Source organism: Vibrio sp. Vb0304 (genome assembly GCF_033338995.1).
GTDB lineage: Bacteria > Pseudomonadota > Gammaproteobacteria > Enterobacterales > Vibrionaceae > Vibrio > Vibrio alginolyticus.
Window position 1 is genome coordinate 202601 of sequence record NZ_JAWOTT010000001.1, and the last position, 22537, is coordinate 225137.

General features: G+C 45.8%; 20 protein-coding genes and 1 riboswitch. Of the genes, 7 read left to right on the forward strand and 13 right to left on the reverse strand.

The features are described from left to right. Nucleotides 1-18: 18 nt before the first annotated feature. From gbpA to R7P35_RS00830, 3 genes are all read right to left on the reverse strand, one after another. Nucleotides 19-1482: an N-acetylglucosamine-binding protein GbpA gene (gbpA, locus tag R7P35_RS00820; protein WP_318091564.1), complete on the reverse strand. Its 1464-nt coding sequence runs from the start codon at nucleotides 1480-1482 to the stop codon at nucleotides 19-21. Nucleotides 1483-1580: 98 nt separating this feature from the next. After that, nucleotides 1581-1681, reverse strand: a riboswitch (cyclic di-GMP riboswitch). A 272-nt stretch (nucleotides 1682-1953) separates the two neighbouring features. Continuing rightward, the gene (locus R7P35_RS00825) at nucleotides 1954-2454 is read right to left on the reverse strand and encodes a fasciclin domain-containing protein (protein ID WP_025768622.1); all 501 of its coding nucleotides are present in this window, start codon (nucleotides 2452-2454) and stop codon (nucleotides 1954-1956) included. Nucleotides 2455-2534: 80 nt separating this feature from the next. Continuing rightward, entirely contained in the window at nucleotides 2535-4016 is a 1482-nt protein-coding gene (locus R7P35_RS00830; RefSeq protein ID WP_213904645.1) for a cryptochrome/deoxyribodipyrimidine photo-lyase family protein, read from the reverse strand. Between the two features lie 108 nt (nucleotides 4017-4124). Here R7P35_RS00830 and R7P35_RS00835 point away from each other — a divergent pair, with 108 nt between their 5' ends. Then, complete coding sequence (locus tag R7P35_RS00835) at nucleotides 4125-4430, forward strand: DUF6482 family protein (RefSeq protein WP_005374898.1); 306 nt, start codon at nucleotides 4125-4127, stop codon at nucleotides 4428-4430. A 68-nt stretch (nucleotides 4431-4498) separates the two neighbouring features. Here the strand turns inward: R7P35_RS00835 and R7P35_RS00840 are convergent, their stop codons facing one another. Continuing rightward, nucleotides 4499-5479, reverse strand: coding sequence for a rhodanese-related sulfurtransferase (locus R7P35_RS00840; RefSeq protein ID WP_054574886.1), 981 nt, complete (start codon nucleotides 5477-5479; stop codon nucleotides 4499-4501). A 464-nt stretch (nucleotides 5480-5943) separates the two neighbouring features. Beyond that, entirely contained in the window at nucleotides 5944-7239 is a 1296-nt protein-coding gene (locus R7P35_RS00845; protein ID WP_172563937.1) for an alpha/beta fold hydrolase, read from the reverse strand. A 210-nt stretch (nucleotides 7240-7449) separates the two neighbouring features. Between R7P35_RS00845 and R7P35_RS00850 the strand changes: the two genes are divergently transcribed. Next, the gene (locus tag R7P35_RS00850) at nucleotides 7450-8607 is read left to right on the forward strand and encodes a D-alanyl-D-alanine carboxypeptidase family protein (RefSeq protein ID WP_104976414.1); all 1158 of its coding nucleotides are present in this window, start codon (nucleotides 7450-7452) and stop codon (nucleotides 8605-8607) included. Between the two features lie 84 nt (nucleotides 8608-8691). Here the strand turns inward: R7P35_RS00850 and R7P35_RS00855 are convergent, their stop codons facing one another. Beyond that, entirely contained in the window at nucleotides 8692-11349 is a 2658-nt protein-coding gene (locus R7P35_RS00855; RefSeq protein WP_213904644.1) for an alpha-amylase family glycosyl hydrolase, read from the reverse strand. Between the two features lie 129 nt (nucleotides 11350-11478). Continuing rightward, nucleotides 11479-12942 (reverse strand): helix-turn-helix transcriptional regulator, encoded by a 1464-nt coding sequence (locus tag R7P35_RS00860; protein WP_213904643.1) that lies wholly within the window; start codon nucleotides 12940-12942, stop codon nucleotides 11479-11481. 167 nt (nucleotides 12943-13109) lie between these two features. Here R7P35_RS00860 and R7P35_RS00865 point away from each other — a divergent pair, with 167 nt between their 5' ends. Together R7P35_RS00865 and R7P35_RS00870 are read left to right on the forward strand one after the other, a co-directional pair. Further along, entirely contained in the window at nucleotides 13110-13763 is a 654-nt protein-coding gene (locus tag R7P35_RS00865) for an oxygen-insensitive NAD(P)H-dependent nitroreductase NfsB (RefSeq protein ID WP_005374924.1), read from the forward strand. Nucleotides 13764-13832: 69 nt separating this feature from the next. Next, nucleotides 13833-14123 (forward strand): putative quinol monooxygenase, encoded by a 291-nt coding sequence (locus R7P35_RS00870; protein ID WP_213904642.1) that lies wholly within the window; start codon nucleotides 13833-13835, stop codon nucleotides 14121-14123. Here the strand turns inward: R7P35_RS00870 and R7P35_RS00875 are convergent. After that, the gene (locus tag R7P35_RS00875; RefSeq protein WP_025768616.1) at nucleotides 14120-15043 is read right to left on the reverse strand and encodes a LysR family transcriptional regulator; all 924 of its coding nucleotides are present in this window, start codon (nucleotides 15041-15043) and stop codon (nucleotides 14120-14122) included. The two genes, R7P35_RS00870 and R7P35_RS00875, sit on opposite strands and share 4 nt — an antisense overlap. 132 nt (nucleotides 15044-15175) lie before the next feature. Here R7P35_RS00875 and R7P35_RS00880 point away from each other — a divergent pair, with 132 nt between their 5' ends. Continuing rightward, nucleotides 15176-15394: a VF530 family DNA-binding protein gene (locus R7P35_RS00880; RefSeq protein WP_025768615.1), complete on the forward strand. Its 219-nt coding sequence runs from the start codon at nucleotides 15176-15178 to the stop codon at nucleotides 15392-15394. 1400 nt (nucleotides 15395-16794) lie between these two features. On the opposite strand, the gene R7P35_RS00885 is transcribed toward R7P35_RS00880, so the two are convergent. Continuing rightward, a complete protein-coding gene (locus tag R7P35_RS00885) occupies nucleotides 16795-17247 on the reverse strand; it encodes an acyl-CoA thioesterase (protein ID WP_005374933.1) in 453 nt (150 codons plus the stop codon). 210 nt (nucleotides 17248-17457) lie between these two features. Between R7P35_RS00885 and R7P35_RS00890 the strand changes: the two genes are divergently transcribed. Further along, nucleotides 17458-18222 (forward strand): ferredoxin--NADP reductase, encoded by a 765-nt coding sequence (locus R7P35_RS00890; protein WP_053303891.1) that lies wholly within the window; start codon nucleotides 17458-17460, stop codon nucleotides 18220-18222. 180 nt (nucleotides 18223-18402) lie between these two features. Continuing rightward, nucleotides 18403-18849 carry an RDD family protein gene (locus R7P35_RS00895; RefSeq protein ID WP_025768614.1) on the forward strand — a complete coding sequence of 149 codons (447 nt, stop codon included), beginning with the start codon at nucleotides 18403-18405 and terminating at the stop codon, nucleotides 18847-18849. 59 nt (nucleotides 18850-18908) lie between these two features. Here R7P35_RS00895 and R7P35_RS00900 read toward each other — a convergent pair whose 3' ends face one another. From R7P35_RS00900 to R7P35_RS00915, 4 genes are all read right to left on the reverse strand, one after another. After that, the gene (locus R7P35_RS00900; RefSeq protein ID WP_017634411.1) at nucleotides 18909-19580 is read right to left on the reverse strand and encodes a DUF2057 domain-containing protein; all 672 of its coding nucleotides are present in this window, start codon (nucleotides 19578-19580) and stop codon (nucleotides 18909-18911) included. A 216-nt stretch (nucleotides 19581-19796) separates the two neighbouring features. Then, nucleotides 19797-20945, reverse strand: coding sequence for an AI-2E family transporter (locus R7P35_RS00905; protein WP_005386936.1), 1149 nt, complete (start codon nucleotides 20943-20945; stop codon nucleotides 19797-19799). Then, a complete protein-coding gene (locus tag R7P35_RS00910; protein ID WP_017634413.1) occupies nucleotides 20938-21624 on the reverse strand; it encodes a potassium channel family protein in 687 nt (228 codons plus the stop codon). Before R7P35_RS00910 ends, R7P35_RS00905 begins: the two co-directional genes overlap by 8 nt. Nucleotides 21625-21640: 16 nt before the next feature. Beyond that, a complete protein-coding gene (locus R7P35_RS00915) occupies nucleotides 21641-22531 on the reverse strand; it encodes an HlyD family secretion protein (protein ID WP_053350008.1) in 891 nt (296 codons plus the stop codon). Between the last annotated feature and the right edge of the window lie 6 nt (nucleotides 22532-22537).

The window sequence follows — 22537 nt, forward strand, 5'->3', positions numbered from 1 at the left end:
TAACGTTCGAAGGGTGATTTAGTTGACTTTATCCCAAGCCATCTCCCAGTGTGAACCTATTCCAGGCTCGTAATGGTTTGCGCTTTCTTTCCACTGCATACAGTAACCAGAGTATGGGAAAGATTTACATTGATAAATGCCCCCGTCGCTGGCAAGCACTTTTGTGCCCGCAGTGTAGCTAGATAGTCCTTCAGGGAAGACAAAATCGTACTCACCAGATGGTGGTGGAGTAACTGACTCTTCTTTTAAGTGAAAGTCGAGTGTTTGCTGATCCACCAAGTTGCCATCTTTGTCCTTAATACGTGTCACGAGCATATGGTGACCCGGCTCTGATTTACTTAAAGCGAGCGATATCGCCTCTACCGAGCCGTCTTTCATTTCGTTTGCCCAACTTGCAAGTGGTTCGCGATGGTGATTGTAAACGGTGAGTTCTGCATTTAAATCGCCTTCAGCAGTTAGTGTCAGATCCAACGTTGTCGGTGTTGACTCAATGATATATTCGTCTGCTAAGCCATCTACTGTGAGTGAGTATTCTGGAACAGGAGTTTCAATATTATAGCCGATCTCTACTCGCTTAAGGCCGCTATTTGCTTGCAGATACACCGGATTAGTACCATAAACAGGAGTGAATTTATCCTCTGCATACTGCCCAGCTTGCAGTTTTGCTTGTTCTTGGTTTAGCTTAGTCGCGAGTGCGTAAGACCAGTTTTTAGCTTGGCCCATTGCTGCATCGGTAATTTCTAGTTCAGTTCTATACGCCACGTTTTCACCTGCTTGATCAAATACGCGTGTATAAACCGAGTCCCCAATATTTAAATCCATTGTAGGAATAATTTGACCGCCTTGCTTCCAATCTGGAATTACGGGACTGTCACCATCAAATTTCACATCGATCACGTTATAAAATGAGGCTGCAGTGTCGCCAACATCCCATACTGCCAGGATGACATGGTATCCCTCGCGAGTAGGCACATTACATTGATGGCTTACCTGTTTCGGGGGTTGAACCATATTGCCGTCGACGACACAGAAAGGAGTTAGATCAAAAGAGTCTCGTGATAGTGAAGCGTTTGGGTTCCAATCAGGCTTGGTGATGTAATATTTCCAGTCGCGCGTCACGTGGTTAGCGGTAAATGTCCATTCAAAAGTTTGTGTACCTGCTTGAATAGGGCGTTTTACCCAACGGTCGGCAGTTTGCTCATCAAGGGCTGCTGCTAAAGCGGTTTCGGCACTCGCTATTTTACCATCGCGAGGCCCTGTTTCGGGAAAGCCATCAGGGCCTTCAACGCTTTGCGGTTCATATTGAATCGCACCGCAGTTATTATTTTTTTCGTTAGTATCTGGCGTTGGATACTTACATAGTGCCGAGCGACTTGCAGCGACACCACCATTGGTTTCTGATACATAACCGTGAGCCGCAGCACCTGAGCTAATGCTCGCAAGTGCTAACGCGAGTAAGGATTTGGTTGGAAATGATTTCATCACATGTCCTCTGTTATGGCTGACAAACTAATGTCACACCCCGGCGCATGCTGAGCATAAAGCAACGCTACAGCAATTGGACTTCTGTAACACTGCGTTATGGTAACCCCGCTATCATGAGCATTCTTTTAGATTTTTAAATGCTGACAGACCGGAAGCTTTGCGTCCCACCCTTTCGAATGGTTTGCCGAAATGTGATTGAGCAGCCAAAATTTAGCTTAAGAATTTACATGTGGAAAAGTAAACGTCACTGACATGGAATCCTGTTCTCAAATTGAAAGATAATGATATCTTAACCTCGTCAATATTATGCAGTATCGTTTTGCAAGATATTGATTTTAATTTTGTTTTTATCTTTTTTATAACCATGACGAATGAGTGGAGGTTTGTTGGGGATAAGTGGAGAGGAATCGTGCTAAAGGTGGAAGAAGTTCTGTCTAAAGGGCGGAGTGTACCGCCCTCTGAATGGTGTTATTTCGGCATGATGACAGTATCAATCACGTGAATGACACCGTTTTTAGCTTTCACATCGGTTGCAATGACATTTGCATCGTTAACCATGACTTTATCGCCTATGGTTTTAATCATCACATCTTGCCCCTGAACCGTAGTCGCTTTGTCTAGCTTAACAACATCGGCAGCCATCACTTTCCCCGGGACGACGTGATAAGTCAAAACAGATACTAACTTGTCTTTGTTTTCCGGCATTAAGAGCATGTCGACTGTGCCGTCTGGCAGTTTTGCAAAAGCGTCATCCGTTGGTGCAAAAACAGTAAATGGGCCTTCCCCTTTGAGAGTGTCAACCAGGCCCGCTGCTTTCACCGCAGCAACAAGCGTATTGAAAGAGCCATTTTCAGCGGCAACGTCGACAATATCGGCTTTCATCATGCCATGCTCATGAGCTTTGACGGGCAGCATAAAAGATAACGTCGCCATCAGTGTCGCCGCGATAACTAAGATACGTTTGAACATAATGTGTTCCTTACTAGTTGAGGGTACAACGGGTTCCCTGGAGTGTGTTTGCATTTGTACGCATTGTGATTGAGAGATGATCATCGCGTCCTACTTTCTTTTGAGGGTCTAACATGTCGCGCAAGAATTCGTCTGCCTTCTTGTTTCACATCGGCTCGTTTCCGCCACGTCCATAAGCGCTCTCTTGCTGCTTTAGCTGCGTTGTCTGGTGTGATAATAGGTGCAAGGTAACGGCTATCTGGCTGCAACTGATACATGACAGCTTCCATCTGGGTCATTGTCCAGGGCTCAAATAAAAGAGGGGGAGGAACCATTTGTAACTCAGGTACCCACTTGTAGATGAACGTACCGTTAGGATCATGTTCTTGGGCTTGCTTGATCGGATTATAAATACGGATTGTGTTAGTCCCGGTTACTCCTGCTTGCATTTGGAATTGTGGGTAATGAATTCCAGGCTCAAAGTCGAGAAACAGTTGCGCTAAATGCGTTACACCTACTCGCCAATCCATGTTCATGTGGTGAGTAAGAAAGCTAACCAGCATGGCACGCATGCGAAAGTTAATGTAACCAGTGTGGTGCAAACAGCGCATGCAGGCATCAATCAAAGGTACGCCGGTATGCCCGGATTTCCATGCTGCTAACTTTTCTTCATCGAAAGTACTGCTTTGTTTAATCAATGGTTCGTAAGCCCGATTAACGCAGTAAAACTCCATGTCGTATTCCGATTCGAATTTTTGGATGAAGTGACAGTGCCAATGAAGCCGTGAAGACAATGCAATTAAGCTGCGACGAAACCCAGCGACTTGCCAGTGTTTCAAAAGGTATTGATAAACTTCACGCAAGGATATGTTACCCCAAGCGAGATATGGAGAAAGTCGAGTACAGGCTGTGCGTGAGGCGGTGGGACTAGAAATGCTTCGATAGTAATCACGACCTCGACGATGGAAAAAGTCCTCTAGTGTTTTCCAAGCGAGCCGGCTTCCTCCCGTTTGCATTCCTTTGCATTTTGATAGCCAGGATGATGGTGGCGAAAACGAACAGCCGAGAGCTTCTGCATCCAATGAATGCAATAAGTCGGTTTGGAGCTCAATAGGGCTTATTGAGGCTCTCATGACAGAGTCCCAATGTTTGTCCCAACCTTGCCGGTTTATTGCACCTCTGATTACAGCACCGTGTTCGAATTCAAACCAGTCGATGTTCTGCTCATACAGCCAAGCGGCAACTTGTCGGTCTCGTTCAAAGGTGCAGTTGAGTCCTATTTCTTGGTGAGAAAAAACAGCGTTGATTTGATATTGCGCTTGAATTGATTGGAAACATGCTAAGGCATCGTCAAACAGCACCGTGATTCGATGCCCATACGCTTTGAGCGTTTCATCCATGTCTTGCAGTGATTGCCAAACAAATCGCCAGTGGCGCTCAGAATAGTGTGGGTTGTTCAATAGCAATGGTTCAACAATATACAAAAGCACAGTTGGGTGCTTTGTTGATAATGCTTGAGTTAGTGGTTGATGGTCAGTCAGCCTTAAATCTCGCTTTAACCACACGACATTGATTTTTTGCATCGGAATCCTCTTTGTTTCCGATGTTGTACGCAAGTAAACCGAAGAAATCTCATCCAATGATCGGTTTTATTCTACAAAACGTAGAGGTAACTTTCAGGGAGGTGACACATGGCAATACCATTGAGTAAGTTACAAAAATACTTCTATGTAGACAAATTGGTCATTCATTCGCTTGATCTCGCATTGTACCAGGCATCTGTCGTGATTGATGGAGAAGCGCAATTTATCACTGATGACAACGGTATCTTTTTGAGGGCTCATTCCCTGATCGAGATGCAAAAGAAGTGCAGGAATATCAAAGCAAATAAGCAGGTTCTAGTGCATCAAAGTGCTTATGATGAAATGGTGGGGCTACCCGAAGGCAAAAGAGACAATCAACTAGAGGTATTGGTGAGGGATACAAAATTGTATTGAAAGAGTATTGGTGCGTAGTAAAAGCGAGCCACCTTACGGCAGCTCGCTAAATATAAGGAGAGTTGGGCTTAGTCTTGTTTACGCTGCGCTTCTTTTTGCGCGTACTTAGCGGCACGTCGAGCTTCTCTTTGCTTGGCACTTTCACCACCAACATGCTGCTCGCCTCGCTGCTCTGCAAGAACAATTTGTTTTTCACGCTCGCGGAATCGAGCAATTTGTTCTTCTGAGTGTGTGCCGTGACATTTTGGACAGCTCACGCCTTGCTCGAACAATTCTGACTGTTTGTCTTCTTCAGTGATCGGTAGACGACAAGCGTTACATAAATCGTAATCTGCTTTTTCTAGCTGGTGGTTCACGGCAACACGACCGTCAAATACGTAACAATCGCCTTCCCACATGCTCTCTTCTTGAGGAACTTCTTCAAGATATTTAAGAATGCCGCCTTCTAGGTGGTAGACCTCATCAAAGCCCTGTTCTTTCATGTAAGCCGTTGATTTTTCGCAGCGGATACCACCGGTACAGAACATCGCAACTTTCTTGTGTTTTGCCGGGTCCATGTTTTCTTTTACATAGTCTGGGAATTCACGAAAGGTTTCAGTATTTGGGTTTACAGCGCCTTTGAATGTCCCGATCTCGATTTCGTAATCATTACGTGTATCGACAACAAACACTTCAGGATCAGCAATAAGATCGTTCCACTCTTGAGGTTTCACGTAAGTACCCACTACGTGGCGAGGGTCTATACCTTCAACACCTAATGTTACGATCTCTTTTTTCAATTTCACTTTGGTGCGATTGAATGGCTGGGTCTCAGAATACGACTCTTTGTATACGGTGCCAGTCAAACGAGGTTCGTTGTTTAGCCACTCCAGTAGCGTATCAATACCTGCACGATCAGATGCAACAGTACCGTTGATACCTTCACTTGCCAGTAGTAATGTTCCGCGAATATGGTGTTTTTCCATCAACGCAAGTAATGGCTCGCGTAGCTCTCGATAGTTATTCAGCTCAACAAACTTGTACAGCGCACAAACTACATACTGACTCATGAGGTTTCCTTTAAAAATACAGGTGGTCAACGACCTTAAAATTTTAGCGGCACGAAGTATACCTGACTAAACTAGTCGGAAATACGGACAAATTATACGGATATTATGAGTAGGCGGGGCCTGGCGGTCTTTGATAGGGGGAGCATGTCCGCAGGTGAAGCCGATATGTGTTCAAATTATAAGCATTAATTATAGTGAGTTAGGTAGGTTGGAGCCGATACTTTTGGCTTAAATTTATGCTGTTATTCTGTTTTAGGCCCTTCAAAAAAGTTAGGCGCAAGAAGCACCAAATAATCACCGGAGTCATTGACAAGGAAAGGACATGTCGCAGTTTTATACATGAGGTGGTGAGGGATAAAGGTTTAGGGACAAAGAGTGAATGACTGATCGCCATTGTTCATAAACCGCTATAAAACGCCTTTTCACCACATACTGAAAAGGCGTTTTTCTAACGTCTGCCGTGCTTATTTCAACGTAGCTGCGGTCTGTTTGCCCATGGCGATGAGCCTGTCGAGAATACGTTCACCGTCGGCACGTAAGCCGTTGTGCTCGTACTCATTGGTGATCCACGCTTTTGAGTTTGGTATTAACGCGAGCGTCTCTCGGCTGATATCCATTTCAACAAACATATCATCGGCGTAAACGGCGCAACTGACAGGCACTTTGTTCTGAGCCAGTTGTGTTTGATCGTACAGCGCAGTCCAATCTTTTTTCGCTGCCAATATTTCTGCGGCGTCTTTTAGTGGTTTGAGGTTAACGTATTGGTCGAACATCCATGGGAAGACCATTTCCCCCGTAAAGTAAAATGGCTTGCCAGATTCATAATTAAACTCTGATCGGGTTTGGCGAACGCGGTGCGCACTCCAATTCGACGCGAAGCTTTGGCAGTAAATCGATTCATGCAAAATGGCGTAGATCGGGTTGGTTTGGAAGTTTTGCTGCGCCAACATATCGTTTAAGAACTCATAACGAAGTTGTGGTTTGCCGTTCACTTCAATCAACGCGCTTTCTAGCCAATAGTAAGTTGGTAAGAAAGTATCACTCACACCAAAGTTGATGCCGATTTGTTGAAATTGCTCCACTGTGAAGCGTTGACCATTTGGTAGGTACTCTTCATTTTCCAGCAAGTGATTCGCAATGTTTTGGCAAAGTTGTTGCGCATTGGGAAATTGTTGGAAGAACGCTTGGTTTTTCTCCATGGTGCGTTTGAAAGTGGCTTCATACACATCGTCGGCATGACGTGAGACTGATGGCACGCCACCTGTGATGTAGCTTTGTAGCAAGCTGTCTGGGAACAAAGACAAATAGGTGAGGGAGCAAAACCCACCAAAGCTTTGACCTAAGATCGCCCATTTTTCGACGCCAAATTGCTCACGAATGTATTCCGCGTCGCGCACGATGTTATCCGCTCGGAAGTGGCTCAAGTAGTCTGCTTGTTGCTCTGGCGTGAGGTGAGCAAGCGTCTGGTGATTAATTACGCTGCTGTTGCCCGTACCGCGCTGGTCGAGAAGCAAAACTCGGTACTCTTGCAGCGCGCGTTTTACCCAGCCGTTATTGCCGTTTTGACGCGGAGAGGGAAAGCCAGGTCCGCCCTGAAAGTAAACCAACCAAGGTTTGGTCGATTCTTCCTCGCCAACTAGGCAAACCGCACGGGCGAAGACTTCAATGGTGCCTTTGCTCGCGTTTTGGTAATCCAGAGGAACGGTAAAACTGTGGGGAGTGTAATGCAATCCTGCGTCGATAAATGATTGAGCGTTCATTGTTATCTTTATTTCCTTATTGAGGGGTAGCGCTACTTTACTGCGAATGGCGCGAAGAACCAACGCTATTTCCCAATTGCCTCTTCAGTTCTATACCTTGGTCAAATCAATGTAAGTTCAAGAAAATGAAACGATTAGCGACTGGTGCAACTGGTTGAGTGAGCTATGCTCAATAGAGTTGCGACAAAGTAAGAGCATGGAGGAAGTCGGATGAAAGTGTCACTGGCTCGATGGACAATTGTGACTTGTTTAATAAGCGTACCTACTTTTGCCGTTGTTACGCCCAACCCACCTCAGTTACAGGCAAAAGGCTACGTATTAATGGACTTTCAATCCGGTGCCATTATTGCCGAGTATAACGGGCGAGCAGGCCTTGCTCCGGCGAGTTTAACCAAGTTGATGACCGCTTATGTAGTTGGACAAGAAATCAAAGCGGGGCGTTTGAAATGGGATGATGTTGTCACCGTGAGCGAAAACGCGTGGTCGGCCAAGTTTCCCGGTTCTTCTAAAATGTTCATCAAACCGAAAGATGAAATTAGTGTTGCGAACTTAATGCGCGGCGTGATCATCCAATCAGGAAATGACGCGTGCGTTGCACTGGCTGAGCATGTTGCAGGCAGTGAACGCGGCTTTGTTGCCTTGATGAATGGTTGGGCGGAGAAATTAGGACTGCAAGACACCTATTTTGTGAACTCCCATGGTCTTGATAGTGATGGCATCCAAACCTCACCAACCGATATGGCAAGACTCATGCAGTCGATCATCAGCGATGTTCCTGATGTGTACGCGCTATACAGTGAGAAAGTCTTCAAGTGGAACGACATTACGCAGTACAACCGCAATAAGTTGTTGTGGGACAATTCCATTGATGTCGACGGGGGAAAAACCGGCTACACCAGCAATGCCGGATACAGCTTGGTGAGCTCGGCCAAAGAAGGAAGAATGCGCCTTATCTCGGTGGTGATGGGTACGCCAAGTAAACAGGCTCGGATCAGCCAATCGAAGAATCTACTCAGCTATGGTTTTCGCTTTTATGACACCAAGCAAGTTGCTAAACAGGGGGAAGTTGAGTCTAAAGTTCGCGTTTGGAAGGGAAATGCTAATCAAGTTGAGGCGATCTTTGCTAAAGATGCCTATCTCACTCTGCCTCGTTCAATGACGGCTGGGCTTGATAAGAGTGTGGTGTTAAATGAACCGTTGATTGCGCCGATCGCGCAAGGAGATGAGATTGGTAAGGTCGTTTGGAAAAGCGATGACAGTACCGTGGCGAGTTATCCCTTGGTCAGCAGCCAAGCGGTAGAAGAGGGCTCGTGGTTCGCTCAGCTTTGGGACAGTCTGGTGCTGTGGGTGAAATCGTTCTTTAACTAGAATAAAAACGAGCAGAAGTGTCTTTCTGCATTTTTTTGTTGATGGCCGCCCAGCTAAACGCTGGGCGGTGTTTTATTTAACGGTTTATTCCGACAAGGTGATGATTGGTAAATCGTCCCAAATCTTACTTTCATCCGATGCGCCACCGGAGAAGTTCCAAGGGCCTTTGTCTTGTTCTAGCGGACGGTAAGTTGCCGAAAGGCCGTCTAAGTCCCAAGTCGTGACATAGAAGCGGATACCATCGAGCGAATCTGGGCGGCCCAGCGCGTCACTCGCAAAGTCCATCGAAATAGTGTTATTGGCTTTGTCTACTGTCACTGTTGGTGCTGGCGTGACCGCTTCTCCCCATGTCGTCGCATTTGCTCCTTTGGTGTTGTAAATCGAACTTTGCCAGCCAAAAACAACCGCATTACGACTCCAGGTTCCGCTTGGCATAGAAGCGTTGATCTTCGGTAGCTCAGACAAGTTAGTTGCGGCTTCTTCAGGTAAATCAATAAAGATGGTGAAACCTACGTGGTCGAAGCCGTTTGGTGGCAACCAAGTGTCGGTGATGTTGTCCATAGTGAAGGTCAAACGTACGTTACTGCCAACGGTAAATACCTCAGCTTTGTTGATTGCGAGTTGGCTATTGTTTTTATCGAATGTTGGATCCGTTGGTAGCGAATAGTTACCGTTAGGACCGCCCATGCCATCTTGCGCATCACCCGCGTCATCAATAGTGTCGTCTGGCGTGTTTGACCAGCTTAAGTCCGACACAAAGTTAACATCTTCAATGCCAGCTTTTTTCTCAGTAGAATAAATCGCGAAGCGGTGTTGTTGTTCGCCAATTGCAAAGTGACGAGTCGACAGCGTGACACTAAACTGACCATCAGCGCCTGCAGTAATGGCTTGCGCTGTTTCTAAGTTACCATCGACGACAAGGTTCAACTTCTCGTTGGCGTTCGCACTACCCGCGATAACAATATCACCAGTGATGGTTTTTCCTTCCCAATCCTGCGCCAGTTGTATGTTGAGGTCTGGGGTATCTACCGATTGGGTATCGTTAGTTTTTGAGTAAATCACGGCAGATTTGGCTGGTAGCTCAAGGGTTACGTAACCGTTTTCATCTGCGATTAACTGCTCTGGAGCGTCTACCCAGTTCGACATGATTTGTTGTTTGAAGACGGTGCCACCAACTTGTTCTACATCGAGTTGGTTCATCAACATTGGAGAGTTAGATGTGTTCATTACCACTAAGACTTCGTCGTTATCCAAAGTGCGGGTAAAGGCGAACACACCTGCACCAGCTTTATCGCTGCCAATGACTTTCATTTCGCCGCGTGTCATGACTTTGTTTTCGGTACGTAACTTAGCAAGCTCTTGGATGAACAAGTACATCTCGCTGTTTTGGTCGAATGAATCTACGTAGTCGCCGTCTTCACGGTAACCGCCAGCAAACATCGCATCGCGCGCTGCTGGCATCGCTTGCTCTGTACCTTGGTAAATCACAGGAATACCGGGTACGCTCATCATGGTGATCAGAGCTTGCTTCATATCGTTGACACTGCCTTGCGATAGAAAACGCGGCATATCGTGGTTATCAATGAAGTTCGGCATGATGTATGGATTTGGGAACATCTCCATCATTTTCTCAAGACGAAAGCGTAGGTAATCGGTCGGTTGTCCTGCTGCAAACACGCGAGTCATGGTTGCTTGCAATGGGAAGTTCAACACCGAGGTTAACTGCTCCGGCGAGCCGCTTTCGCCGATGTAAGTCAGCATCTTCTCTTCGCCTTCGGTGTGGTAAGGCGTAGATGTTTCGAAGACTTCACCAAAGGTCAGGAAGTTATCGCGACCAGTATCAACCGCTTGAGTCATCACACCATCGTCGGCATGCAGGAAGTCGTTCCAGAAATCGTGCTCAACAAACTTCACCGTATCGATACGGAAACCGTCAACGCCCACTTCGCGAATCCATTTACGGTAGCTCTCTTTTAGATAAGCGCGTACTTCAGGATCGGATGTATTCAGGTCATCCAGATCCGACAGTTGCCAGGTTTTTTCTTGTACTGGGTCGTTATGGTCGGTGATGCTTGGCGTCCAGTGGTAGCTGCCTGTGCCGTCTGTTTTACACTCATTCATGTTGAGTGGGTACGGCAGCTCTTGCCCGGCAGGTAGTGCATTTTTTATCAAACGGAAACCTTGGCAAGGAAGGCTAGGATCGTAATTGTATGGGGCATCGTAAGTGAAGAAGTTACCAACATGGTTGGTCACGATGTCTTGAATCAAGAACATGTTACGAGCGTGCACTTCTCGCGCTAACGCTTGGTAGCTTTCCATGTCACCAAAGTGCTCATCCACTTTTTGGAAGTCACGCGCCCAGTAGCCGTGGTAGCCGCCGTAGTTTTGCTCTGCATCCCACCATTGGTTAGCAACTGGCGGAGTAATCCAGATCGATGTGGCACCGAGATCTTCGATGTAGCTTAACTTATCACTCACACCAACGAGGTCGCCGCCGCTGAATTTTTTATCCGACGTCGGATCGAATTCGTTTTGCTCTTGATCATTGAGAGCGCTGTCGCCGTCGTTAAAACGGTCGATCATCAGGAAGTAAATGATTTGATCTTGCCAATCAGGAGATGCCACGTGGCTGCCTGTATCGACTGGTGTGGTTTCGTCGCTTCCACAGCCAGAAAGGGCAAGAGCGATCGCGAAAGGAAGTATTTTTATTTTATTCATTGGGTTAGGTAGAGTTTCAAACACAGTTTTTGCCTCCGTTATGCAGCAATGCAGAAACGATAAAGCAAAGGTTTGAAATTGAGAGTGTCATTTTACGCCAAAAAAGACGTGAAATGATGTCACGAAGTGATGGTTTTGATCTGACCGACAGTTTTAATTGAGCGGTTGCACAATAGGATATTGTATCGGGTAATGCTCTTTCGCGAGCTCGTTGTCGGATTCATCATAAAGGCGGAAACGGCACTGCTTTGCAGTTTGAGTGAGCGATAATTGCAGCACCCAACAAGCATAATGTAGCGAGTGTTTGGTTAAGCGCATTGCGTGAGGTGTGGGATCATCATCGACGTAACAGTCAATCCTCGCAACGTTTTCAAGTCGGCATGCCAGTTCGATAAAGAGCGTGTATTGCGCCCCAATATTAATAAGCTGCCGAGTCGGGACAATGTATTCCGTTGCACCAATTAAAAGCCCCTTAGAAACCACATAGTCACGCTGGTGGTTATTCTCAATGTAACGTTCCCCATCGACTTCATAACAAAGGCGAAAGGTAAGGGGGTGCGCTACCGGAAGTTCGGTCGTTGCCCAGAGTTCGATGCCATGACTTAAAAAGCGCTCGAAGAAGGCTGGGTAGCGACGCCATGCGCCATCACGGTCACGGCATTCTACCGAGACCACTTTTTCAAACGCAATATTGTCCACTTCCATCCAGATTTTGCCGACAGGTTGGTCGATGTGGTTATCGTCGAAGGTATTGGCTTTGGCGTAGTATAAGCGGATCGGTTGTTGATTTAGTTGAGTTCGGTTATCCAAACATTGTTGGCGATATTGCATGGGTGAAAACGGATACCAACGACGAAAAGTGCGGTGAAAGTTCGAAGGTTCTTCATAACCAAGTTGATAGGCGATTTGCTGCGTTGTGAGTTGGGTGTCGGCAAGCAAAGTGAGTGCTTGCTTTCTTTTAGCGAAATCAACGCATTGAGAGTAGCTCATTTGCTTCTCTTGCAGTCGACGTTGCAAGGTGCGTTTGGAGACGCCCAGTTGCCTTGCCGCTTGCTCTAACTTGAGCGCGTAATTGCTGTTTTTGATGAACAAGGCGTTCAAAACACTCAGCAATTCGGGTTGCTCAATTGGCTGGTGAGAAAGCAGCAAATAAACGTGTTTCACCAGTTCAAACACGCTTGAACTCGTTTTAGAATCTCGCGTTTCCCCTAGAAAAATATCGGCCGAGAATGGATTGCTGGCTTGAACTTGTACTTGTATTGATTCGCTTAGCTCAAGCATCTCCAACTGCATTCTGAGCAAGCCAAACACCGACTCCGCCCAATTTGGCATATCGCCCGTTCTGCATTCTACTTGCAGATGGATTTGGGCATCACCATGTTGAAATGTGACGTACAAACGGCGGTCGAATAATGAGACACTTTTACTCCACCAAAGCAGCCCTTCTTGGAGGTTAGGCGCTTCTTTCAACATCATACATTGCAAGGCCACCAACTTCTCAATGTGCCAATATTCGCCAGCAATTCGAAGGTGATTGTGACCGAGCTTTTTGCACAGAAAGGATGTAATAATGTTATCTTGAGGCAGCATGAGTTGAGTTTGGTTGCGAGCAAACATGCATTATTGCTGAAAAGATGAAGAAGTTCAGTGAGAACGCTCAAAGCCTTTCTTATCGTTTTATTTTCAAATTTATTTTGAAAATGTTTTTAATCGAAATCGGTTTTTCCCTTTATCTCATGAGGTTATGCTGTTACACAGCTTAAATTCATTAATTGGAGAACCTCATGGATATCGTACAAGCTGCAAAATCTCGTTACTCAACGAAAGTGTTTGACCCAACACGCAAGCTACCTCAAGAAAAAATCGACGCAGTTAAAGAGCTGATTCGTTTTAGTCCATCGAGTGTGAACTCCCAGCCTTGGCATTTCATTCTGGCAAGCACAGAAGAAGGCAAGCAGCGCATCGCTAAAGCGGCGCAAGAGAATTACGCGTTTAACGCGGCGAAGATTCTCAACGCTTCTCACGTATTGGTGTTTTGTGCAAAAACAGGCATTGATAACGACTACATTGAAGCGCTAATGGTGCAAGAAGAAAAAGATGGTCGATTCCCAACTGAAGAAGCGAAAGCGGCTGTGCGCGGTGGCCGTAGCTACTTTGTGAACATGCACCGTTTTGATTTGAAAGATGCAAACCATTGGATGGAGAAACAAGTTTACCTCAACGTGGGTACGTTGCTGTTGGGTGCTTCGACGCTAGAAATCGATGCAGTACCAATTGAAGGGTTTGATCCAAAAGTGCTGGATGAAGAATTTGGCTTGCGTGAAAAAGGTTATACCAGTGTTGTGATCGTGCCGCTTGGCTACCACGCGGAAGATGACTTCAACGCGAAAACGCCAAAGTCTCGCTGGGACGCAGAAACCGTATTCACCGAGATCTAATTCGAGCTTACTTACAGGTGACGTAGCACCCCGTAATCAATATATAAATCGCAAAAGAGTGATAAAACGATGATCCACTTAGTCGCAGAAGTGAAAGCCTATCCAGATAGTAAGGAGCAGGTGGTGAATTTGCTTGCTGGTTTACTAGAGCCAACTCGTAAAGAAGAAGGCTGTTGCCAATACGAGTTGTATCTCGACGAAAAAGTTGATGGCCTATTTATGTTCCAAGAAATCTGGGCGTCGCAAGAGGCCTTGGATAAGCATTTGCAAAGCCCGCATATGGCGACGTTTCTTGAAACATTGGAAGAGAATGATTGGGTTGAATATACCCAGATTCGTCCTCTTCGATTTATCGCCTAATGACAGAAGGTTGCCAGCACGTTGGCGCGTTGCTGGCAGCATTTTTGTTGGATAAAGTCGCGGAAAGTCCGAATCGTTGGCGTCAATAATCGACGATCGGCACATACCATGTAGAGCGGCACTGGGCCGCAATCCCACTCTGGTAACACTCGCACCAATCTTCCCTCGATTAAGTCTCGGCTAATGTCCATCAATGATTTATTCGCAATGCCTTTGCCTTTGATCGCTAACCGGTGTGGCAAGTCACTATCGTTGCTCAACAAGTTACCGCTGACCACGATTTGTTCTTTCTCGCTGCCACGCGTGAGCGTCCATTTGTTGTAGACCGAATCCGCGACCATGTAGCACAAGCAATTGTGTTGCGTTAAATCGGCAGGAGAGGTGAGTTCTGGATGTGTAGCTACGTACTCTGGCGATGCACATAATATCCGTTCGTTTGACCCACACAATGCCAATACGACCAGATTGGAGTCGGCCGGTTCGCCGTAGCGAATCGCAATATCGACAGGCTTGGTATACATATCCGTCAAGCTATCGGACAGCTCTAGTTTAATGGAAACATTTGGGTAGAGATCGATGAACTCATCCACCCAATCGAGCAACATATTGCGACCAAAATCGGAGGGTGCAGTAATGTGCAGCTGACCAGACAACTCCCCGCGCGCACTTGAGATCTGATCCAACCCCTCTTGCAATGTTGCCAACGCTTGCGTGGTTTTGTCTAAAAACAGTTCGCCCTCTGAGGTTAAACGCAGGCTTCGGGTGGAACGCACAAACAGTGGGAAACCGATTTGCCCTTCAAGACGCTTAATCGATGCGCTAATGGCGGCAGGTGTCATGTCCATGCTGTTAGCGGCTTTTGAAAAGCTGCCTTGGCGCGCGGTTTCGACAAAAATATTGAGGTCGTTGAGGGCTTTCATAATGAAAAGGGCTTTTAAGAAGTTTGGGCTACTATAGGGGAGAGTCGTAGGCCAATTCAAGGTTAAAACATTAGGTTGCACGGCGAGTTTGAGTTAGATTAGCGCGAAACTTCACTTTACCGGATCAATAGCATGAGCCAACAGCAGCCGAATAACCCACTTCACGGGTTGAGTTTAGAAAAAATCGTCACCCGACTAGTTGAACACTTTGGTTGGAATGGCCTGTATGAGCGCATTCGAGTGAACTGTTTTAAGAAAGATCCGTCGATCAAATCTTCTCTGAAGTTTTTGCGTAAAACGCAATGGGCAAGAGACAAAGTCGAAGCGCTGTACATCGAGACATTCTGCTAACCGCTCTATAGTCTGCAGCAAGCGGCAAGTAGATTCTTAGTCTCGCTATGGCTCGCTAGAATGACGTAGCTTTTCTTATCGCGTAGGCTAGAAGAGTCGCTCTGCTGTTACGTTTAAAGCGTGATTCAGAATCTACCCTCAGGCTTGTATTGAGTCTATTCATAGCTCTATGGTCTGTAGCAAGCGGCAAGTAGATTCTTAGTCTCACTTTGGCTCGCTAGAATGACGCAGCTTTTCTTATCGCGTAGGCTAGAAGAGTCGCTCTACTGATGCGTCTAAAGCGAGATTCCGGATGGTCACATAGGTTTATCTGGAATCGCTTTTTTAGATGGTTTTGTAGAGCTCAGAGCCAAACTCGAACTGTTATTCTGAACCGAGAGGAACGAGCGTGATTCAGAATTTACCCTCAGATTGTATTGAGTTTATTCATGGTTCTATGGTCTGCAGCAAGCGGCAAGCAGATTCTTAGTCTCGCTATGGCTCGCTAGAATGACGCAGCTTTTCTTATCGCGTAGGCTGGAAGAGTCGCGCTGCTGATGCGTCTCAAGCGAGATTTCGGATGGTCACTTAGGCTTGTCTGGAATCGCTTTTTTAGATGGTTTTGTAGAGGTCAGAGTCAAACTCGAACCGTCATTCTGAACCGCGAGGAACGAGCGTGAATCAGAATCTACCTTCAGATTGTATTGAGTTTATTCATGGCTTTATGGTCTGCAGCAAGCGGCAAGTAGATTCTTAGTCTCGCTTTGGCTCGCTAGAATGACGTAGCTTTTCTTATCGCGTAGGCTGGAAGAGTCGCTCTACTGATACGTTTAAAGCGAGATTCCGAATGACTCACTTAGGTTCTTCTGGAATCGCTTTTTTTGATGGTTTTGTAGAGGTCAGAGCCAAACTCGAACTGTTATTCTGAACCGAGAGGAACGAGCGTGATTCAAAATCTACCCTCAGATTGTATTGAGTTTATTCATAGCTCTATGGTCTGCAGCAAGCGGTAAGTAGATTCTTAGTCTCGCTTTGGCTCGTTAGAATGACGTAGCTTTTCTTATCGCGTAGGCTGAAAGAGTCGCTCTACTGTTACGTCTAAAGCGAAATTCCGGATGGTCACATAGGTTCTTCTGGAATCGCTTTTTTAGATGGTTTTGTAGAGATCAGAGCCAAACTCGAACCGTCATTCTGAACCGCGAGGAACGAGCGTGATTCAGAATCTACTCTCAGATTGTATTGAGTTTATTTATATCTCTATAGGCCTGCAGCAAGCGGTAAGTAGATTCTTAGTCTCGCCTTGGCTCGCTAGAATGACGCTAGTTCTCTTATCGCGTAGGTTGGAAGATTAGCCATACGTTATTCCCGACAGCGATGAAGAATCGCTGTCGGGAACCTCGCCTTTAATCTCTCATTTCTTGCTACTCTAAATGATGCGTGCTACCCACAGTTCCTTCCAAATCTAAAATCGACTGGCGAACGTGGTCTGGAATCGCCGCTTTTACGTTGTTCTTAAAATCAAACATCACACCAGTGGCGGTCGCGATGGTCGCAATCTTACCCCACTTCTTACTCAGCACTTGGTACTCCATTGTGATGCGATCTTCTTGCATGTCGATTACGCGAGAACCGACTAATAGCGTGTCTGGGTAAGTAACAGGCAATTTGTAGCGGCATTGAGTCTCACTCAGTACTGGTCCAATTTGCGAGGTCTGCAGGTCGACCAGCAGGTTAATTTTGTTGAAGTAATCTAAACGTGCGGTCTCGAAGTAGCGAAAATAGACCACGTTATTAACGTGTTGCAGAGCATCCATTTCACCCCATGCGACTTTTATCTCTGTGATAACGGGAAAGTCCTTTAACAGTGTGTCCATTTTTATTGCTCCTTTTTCATCTGCTTTGCCACAAATTGCGACGCGACTTATCACTTTGAGCATTTATTCTAGATGTAATCATTTAATATGTAATAAAATTGTTTTTAAAATGTGAAATGAAATAGTGGTTTGATTATGTAAACCAGAAACTTTACATAATCGAGTTGAAGGCGTAAGTTTAACTAAGAGTAACCAGATAGGAGGTGTCTCATGATTGAACTCAAAGGTTTCAACCTCGCAAGAGTTGAGAAACGCATTGATTGGACAGGTGAGCTGTTCAGTTTGAGAATATCTGGCGCGCCTCTTTCCTTTAAAGCTGGCCAATTCACCAAGCTTGCTTTGCTTGATGATGAAGGTAAGCCGATCAGCCGTGCTTACTCTGTGGTTAATGCGCCAAGCGAGCAATTCGATTGGTTGGAGTTTCTAATAGTAGCCGACCCTCAAGGACAACTTTCTCCACGGCTCCAAAAGCTTAAATCTGGTGATAGCATTTATGTCGGTGCCACCGCACATGGCGATTTAATCCATGATTCTATTCCTAAACAGGCTCATGACCTGTGGCTGCTATCTACAGGTACGGGGATTGGACCGTTTTTATCGCTGCTGGATGATATAAACTTACCGCCTCACAATGAGCGCATTGTGCTGGTTCATGCCGTTCGTTTCGAAAAAGATCTGGTTTATAAATACCTAATTGAACAGCTTCAGCAACGATATGAAGGCAGATTAAAGTATATACCGATAGTCAGCAGGGAAGAGGTTGATGGTAAATTACAAGGCCGAATTCCTGAACTCATCGAATCGGGTTTACTGTCCAACGCCGCTGATGCGCCATTCTCAGCTCAGCGTAGCTTTGTCATGATGTGTGGGAATCCACAAATGATCAAAGATACCGTGCCCGTTTTACAAGAGCTAGGCTTGGAAAAGTATCGCCATCAAACTGGGGGAAATATCATTTACGAACGTTACTGGTAGCGTTTTGTTAAATTGATACGGTTATGCTCAAGATGTAATGATTACTTTTGAGATACGACCGCGATTTAGTATGTTCTTAGTTGAATATTATGTTGGCAATACCTAAACTGCGCTCACCATTGCGCGTCTGTACACTCAGTCATTCTCGCTTAACCAATTACATTGAGGTGACTGAAGTCCATGTATGCTTTTATCGCGAGCAAGCAACAGAGAATCATTGCTGGTTTTATCGACCTGCTCTTTACGATGGTGGTAGTGTTAATCATCGCATTGAGTATTAACTCTTTTCTTAACGACTTTCAGCTCTCTTTAGCAGATAACCTCACGCTTGTTCGTGAAACTCAGGCGTTTTACTTGCTTTCTTTACCAACGGTTTTAATGATCAACTGGAATGCATTGAGTCATGGGCAAACCATTGGTATGCGCATGATTGGTATTAAAGTTGTAATGAAAAATGATAGTAAGGCAACGAAAGTTACAGCAGGGTTAAGGCTTGTTATTAGCTACTTGCTGGAGATGCTCATTCCGGGGATCCCGTTGGTAAATTTGGCATTGTTGTTCTTTCATCCGGAGCGACGTTTGTTGCATGACTTGATCGCCAATACTAAAGTTGTCCAAGTTTCCTAATTTTTGATCAAAAAAGCCACGTGAAGTGGCTTTTTTAATATCGATAAAGTTAACCAGATTTACTGTTGATTAACATATTTCTTAAAGCGAGCTTTGGTTTCTGCGTCTGCTTTTTGGTACCAGAAGTGCAGCATCTCTTCAGCTGTCGAATCCGCTTTAACCGCAGTTGCTCTCACTTGCTTCATATCCGCAGGAACCTTTGCAGGAAGCGTGACTGGCTGCATGGTCGCTGCGCCAGCAAAAGCCACGGCTGCTGCACCGCCAGCTTGGTTATAATCTTCGATTTCACGTACGTAATCACGACCGATTTGCATACCCGGTTTGAGCAACTTGTCCTGGTCAACCGCGATTGCGTTGCCTGAATCATCAACCAGTTTCCAATCTAAGTCTTTGATCTTCTCTTCCGCATCACGTAGGTTGCGGTATTCTGGCATTTGTAGAGTGAGTTCGGCATTGGTCGCGTCAAATCGTGTAACGATAACATCGCTTTCAACACTTAAACGGTCATTACCTTGGTTGAAGTAAGGGGCGAAACGAAATACGACTTGGTTAAGGCCATCAGGTAACGTCAGTGTTCTTTCAGAGGCGAAAAAACCACCCGAAAGATCTGCTTTTTCACCGTTAGCCGCCAATACTGAAACGTTGTCAGGAACACTCACGGTTACATCTGCGAATGCCATGCCACTCATTGCGAGAGCAAGCGCACAAGTTAAAGGCTTGATCAATTTCATTGTTTTTATCCTAAGCAAATTAGTGGTCATCGAGAGTGCATCGTTCATTGCCCGATTGCAACTCCCAAGTGTAATAAGTATGAAAATTTAACAAGAACGTCATTTTTATCGCATTTATTACGACGAAACTGTGATCCAAATAGAATCAAACCGCTGAAATGCAGCGGTTTGATATCATAAGTTATAGATTAAATTTCTTTCTAACTTATTGATTTATTAAATGCCAGCACCGTGTCCAGGTTCTGATTGGTCATCAGAAGCGTCTTGTTGTTCTGCCATTTCTTCTTGCTGTTGTGCTTTCTCAATGCTCAACCACCAAACAAATAACTCATACCAAATTGCTAGGATAACGGCACCTAAGAACAGACCAACGATGCCGTAGAAAAGCATACCACCGATGGCACCGAGCAGAATCACAGGCATTGGCACGTCGACGCCACGTCCCATTAACATTGGTTTGAACAGGTTTTCAGAAAGAGCCGCAACTACGACCCAAACAGTAAACATGGTTGCTGTTGAGGTGTCTTGGGTCATGTACATGAAGCCAATCACAGGTAGCACTGCGAGCAACGCCGGGAGCTGAGCGATACATAAGATCATTAGAAGCAGTGTGAGTAAACCTGCTGCCGGAACGCCAAATACGAAGAAACCAGCACCGATCAACAGTGCTTGAATCGCCGCTACACCGACTACGCCAAGCAGTACGCTTTTAATTGTCGCTGCGATAAGCGTGGTCCAGCTTTTTGCGTTTTCACCAGCGGTACGAATCGCGATGGTTCTTAGGCCTGATGCCGCAGATTCAGAGTACGTCATGAAACCTGCTGCAATCGCAAGTGACAAGATTGAAAGCAGTAAACTTCCCAATACGCCCCCCAGTGTACCCAGTAAAGATGTGAGTCCTGCCTTTATTTGTGGCATAAAGGTTTGAATCGCTTGCTCAAGATTAGTAGCGAATAGGGTCCACACTTCGTAGAGCTTATCACCCACGATAGGCCAATCCGCTACGGAAGGTTTTGGCCCTGGTATTTTCACTTGACCATTTTGTAGTACTTCAAGCGCGTGCGTTGCACCATCCACAATGGAGCCTGATACCATAACAAGTGGCGTGACAAGGAGGGCAATACCAAGTAAAGCAATGGTTGTGGCTGCCAGACCTCTGCGACCACCATATACACGCTGCAATTTTTGGGTAAGCGGCATTAAAGCGACGGCTATAATAGCGCCCCAAATAACCGGAAGTATGAAGGGTTTGATGATGTCGTACGTAAACATCAGCAAGACAAAGATCAAGCCAATGCGTATTGCTGATTCCACCATATTACTGATGAAAAGCTTACTGTCGATTTTTACCGATTGTTTATCCATTTTTGTTTACCTGATGATCAATGTTAGAACTGACGAGACTTGAAACAACAATCGCCATATAAAAAACACCTGTGATGGCCTCTAAATACACCACGACTTGAGCCAGTGGTGTTAGAGGACTAATGTCGCCATAACCGAGCGTGGTTAAGGTAACGAAACTGAAATACGCTGCATTGGAGAAGTTCTGCCCCCAAGAAATCGCTTCCATACCGGTAAAGGCTTCAGGCGAAAACTCAAGCAGAATGAGGTAGGCAATCGCCCACATCAGACCAAGTAGCAAGAAAAGCGCTACCGAGCCAATGACTTTGTTGCTGTTGACATGGCCGGTGAAAAGAATCTGTCTTGCGATGGATTTAAAAGTGCCGAAAAAGAACGCAAAGGTGAGGGCAAGCATCACCACATTCATCTCTCTGATGTCGAAAACGGTCTTGATCACAATCACAAGAACCCAAACACCAAACAGGCTGTAGAGGAAACGAGACCAGGTTTTGTCAAAGCGAAGGCTCGCAAAACAGACGATAAACGTCAGAACCGTGAAAGCCTGAAGTATGTGTTCAATCGTCCCTTCACCTACGACTTGTGCCATCGCACTCCCTAGCAACAAAATCACTAGTGCTAAGGTTAGATAGAAGAAGTTGTTTTCTTCATTAATATTTTTGAGGTTTTTACCAATGACCATGGCTCTTCTCACTTAGTTATTGTTCACTTTCTGCGGATGACTCTTTCATCACCATGATGGACGCAGAAAGCCCGAATCGAAGATCAACATCTTCAGGAAGTTCTTGTAGGGAGATTCGCACCGGAATACGTTGTGCTAGGCGAATCCACTGAAAAACAGGGTTTACGTTTGGAAGAAGGTTGTAGCCGACCGTGCCGTCTTTGGGCGCAATACCCCAACCAATCGAGTCAACCGTCGCGTCAATTGGCGTGTCTGGGTGAGACATCAAAGTGACACGCGCTTGGCTGCCAGGTTCGATTTGCGCAAGTTGGTTTTCACGGAAGAAACCAAATACCCAAAAGCTGTTTTTGTCGATCAGTGCGAGCAGTGGTTGGTTTGCGACCGCTTGCGTACCGTTTCTAATATCGAGGTTAGATACAAAACCATCGACGGTCGCATAAACTTTGGTAAAGCTGAGGTTAAGGCGTGCTGATTTTAGTTGTTCTTCTGCAGATTTGATTTGCAGTAGCGATTCTTCGTAAGCGATTTCACGACGAATCAGATCCTTATGAGAAACTGCGCCACGGTCTTTGGCACGAATGTCTTTTAAGCGGTCATATTCGATTTTTTTACCGCGAGAGCTAACAATGGAGCGCTCCAGTGCTACTTCGGCTTGAGATAACGCAACCTGGTAAGTCGCAGGGTCGATTTCAAACAGTAAATCCCCCATTTTTACTTCTTGGTTGTCTTGCACCGCGACATTTACAATTGGGCCTGATACGCGAGGAGCCACTTTGATGACGTTAGCACGCACTTGCCCATCTCGTGTCCATGGGTTATTAAAGTATTCCTCAAACTTTTGATAGCCGAGCCAAGCTGCGCCACCAAGAATGACAAGATTGAGTGCGATTACGAATAGTTTTTTCATCTTGTT

What these genes read in the sequence shown, in the direction of transcription:
- gbpA (WP_318091564.1), bottom strand. Translation starts at nt 1,482, where the DNA reads ATGAAATCATTTCCAACCAAATCCTTACTCGCGTTAGCACTTGCGAGC.
- R7P35_RS00825 (WP_025768622.1), bottom strand. Translation starts at nt 2,454, where the DNA reads ATGTTCAAACGTATCTTAGTTATCGCGGCGACACTGATGGCGACGTTA.
- R7P35_RS00830 (WP_213904645.1), bottom strand. Translation starts at nt 4,016, where the DNA reads ATGCAAAAAATCAATGTCGTGTGGTTAAAGCGAGATTTAAGGCTGACT.
- R7P35_RS00835 (WP_005374898.1), top strand. Translation starts at nt 4,125, where the DNA reads ATGGCAATACCATTGAGTAAGTTACAAAAATACTTCTATGTAGACAAA.
- R7P35_RS00840 (WP_054574886.1), bottom strand. Translation starts at nt 5,479, where the DNA reads ATGAGTCAGTATGTAGTTTGTGCGCTGTACAAGTTTGTTGAGCTGAAT.
- R7P35_RS00845 (WP_172563937.1), bottom strand. Translation starts at nt 7,239, where the DNA reads ATGAACGCTCAATCATTTATCGACGCAGGATTGCATTACACTCCCCAC.
- R7P35_RS00850 (WP_104976414.1), top strand. Translation starts at nt 7,450, where the DNA reads ATGAAAGTGTCACTGGCTCGATGGACAATTGTGACTTGTTTAATAAGC.
- R7P35_RS00860 (WP_213904643.1), bottom strand. Translation starts at nt 12,942, where the DNA reads ATGTTTGCTCGCAACCAAACTCAACTCATGCTGCCTCAAGATAACATT.
- R7P35_RS00865 (WP_005374924.1), top strand. Translation starts at nt 13,110, where the DNA reads ATGGATATCGTACAAGCTGCAAAATCTCGTTACTCAACGAAAGTGTTT.
- R7P35_RS00870 (WP_213904642.1), top strand. Translation starts at nt 13,833, where the DNA reads ATGATCCACTTAGTCGCAGAAGTGAAAGCCTATCCAGATAGTAAGGAG.
- R7P35_RS00875 (WP_025768616.1), bottom strand. Translation starts at nt 15,043, where the DNA reads ATGAAAGCCCTCAACGACCTCAATATTTTTGTCGAAACCGCGCGCCAA.
- R7P35_RS00880 (WP_025768615.1), top strand. Translation starts at nt 15,176, where the DNA reads ATGAGCCAACAGCAGCCGAATAACCCACTTCACGGGTTGAGTTTAGAA.
- R7P35_RS00885 (WP_005374933.1), bottom strand. Translation starts at nt 17,247, where the DNA reads ATGGACACACTGTTAAAGGACTTTCCCGTTATCACAGAGATAAAAGTC.
- R7P35_RS00890 (WP_053303891.1), top strand. Translation starts at nt 17,458, where the DNA reads ATGATTGAACTCAAAGGTTTCAACCTCGCAAGAGTTGAGAAACGCATT.
- R7P35_RS00895 (WP_025768614.1), top strand. Translation starts at nt 18,403, where the DNA reads ATGTATGCTTTTATCGCGAGCAAGCAACAGAGAATCATTGCTGGTTTT.
- R7P35_RS00900 (WP_017634411.1), bottom strand. Translation starts at nt 19,580, where the DNA reads ATGAAATTGATCAAGCCTTTAACTTGTGCGCTTGCTCTCGCAATGAGT.
- R7P35_RS00905 (WP_005386936.1), bottom strand. Translation starts at nt 20,945, where the DNA reads ATGGATAAACAATCGGTAAAAATCGACAGTAAGCTTTTCATCAGTAAT.
- R7P35_RS00910 (WP_017634413.1), bottom strand. Translation starts at nt 21,624, where the DNA reads ATGGTCATTGGTAAAAACCTCAAAAATATTAATGAAGAAAACAACTTC.
- R7P35_RS00915 (WP_053350008.1), bottom strand. Translation starts at nt 22,531, where the DNA reads ATGAAAAAACTATTCGTAATCGCACTCAATCTTGTCATTCTTGGTGGC.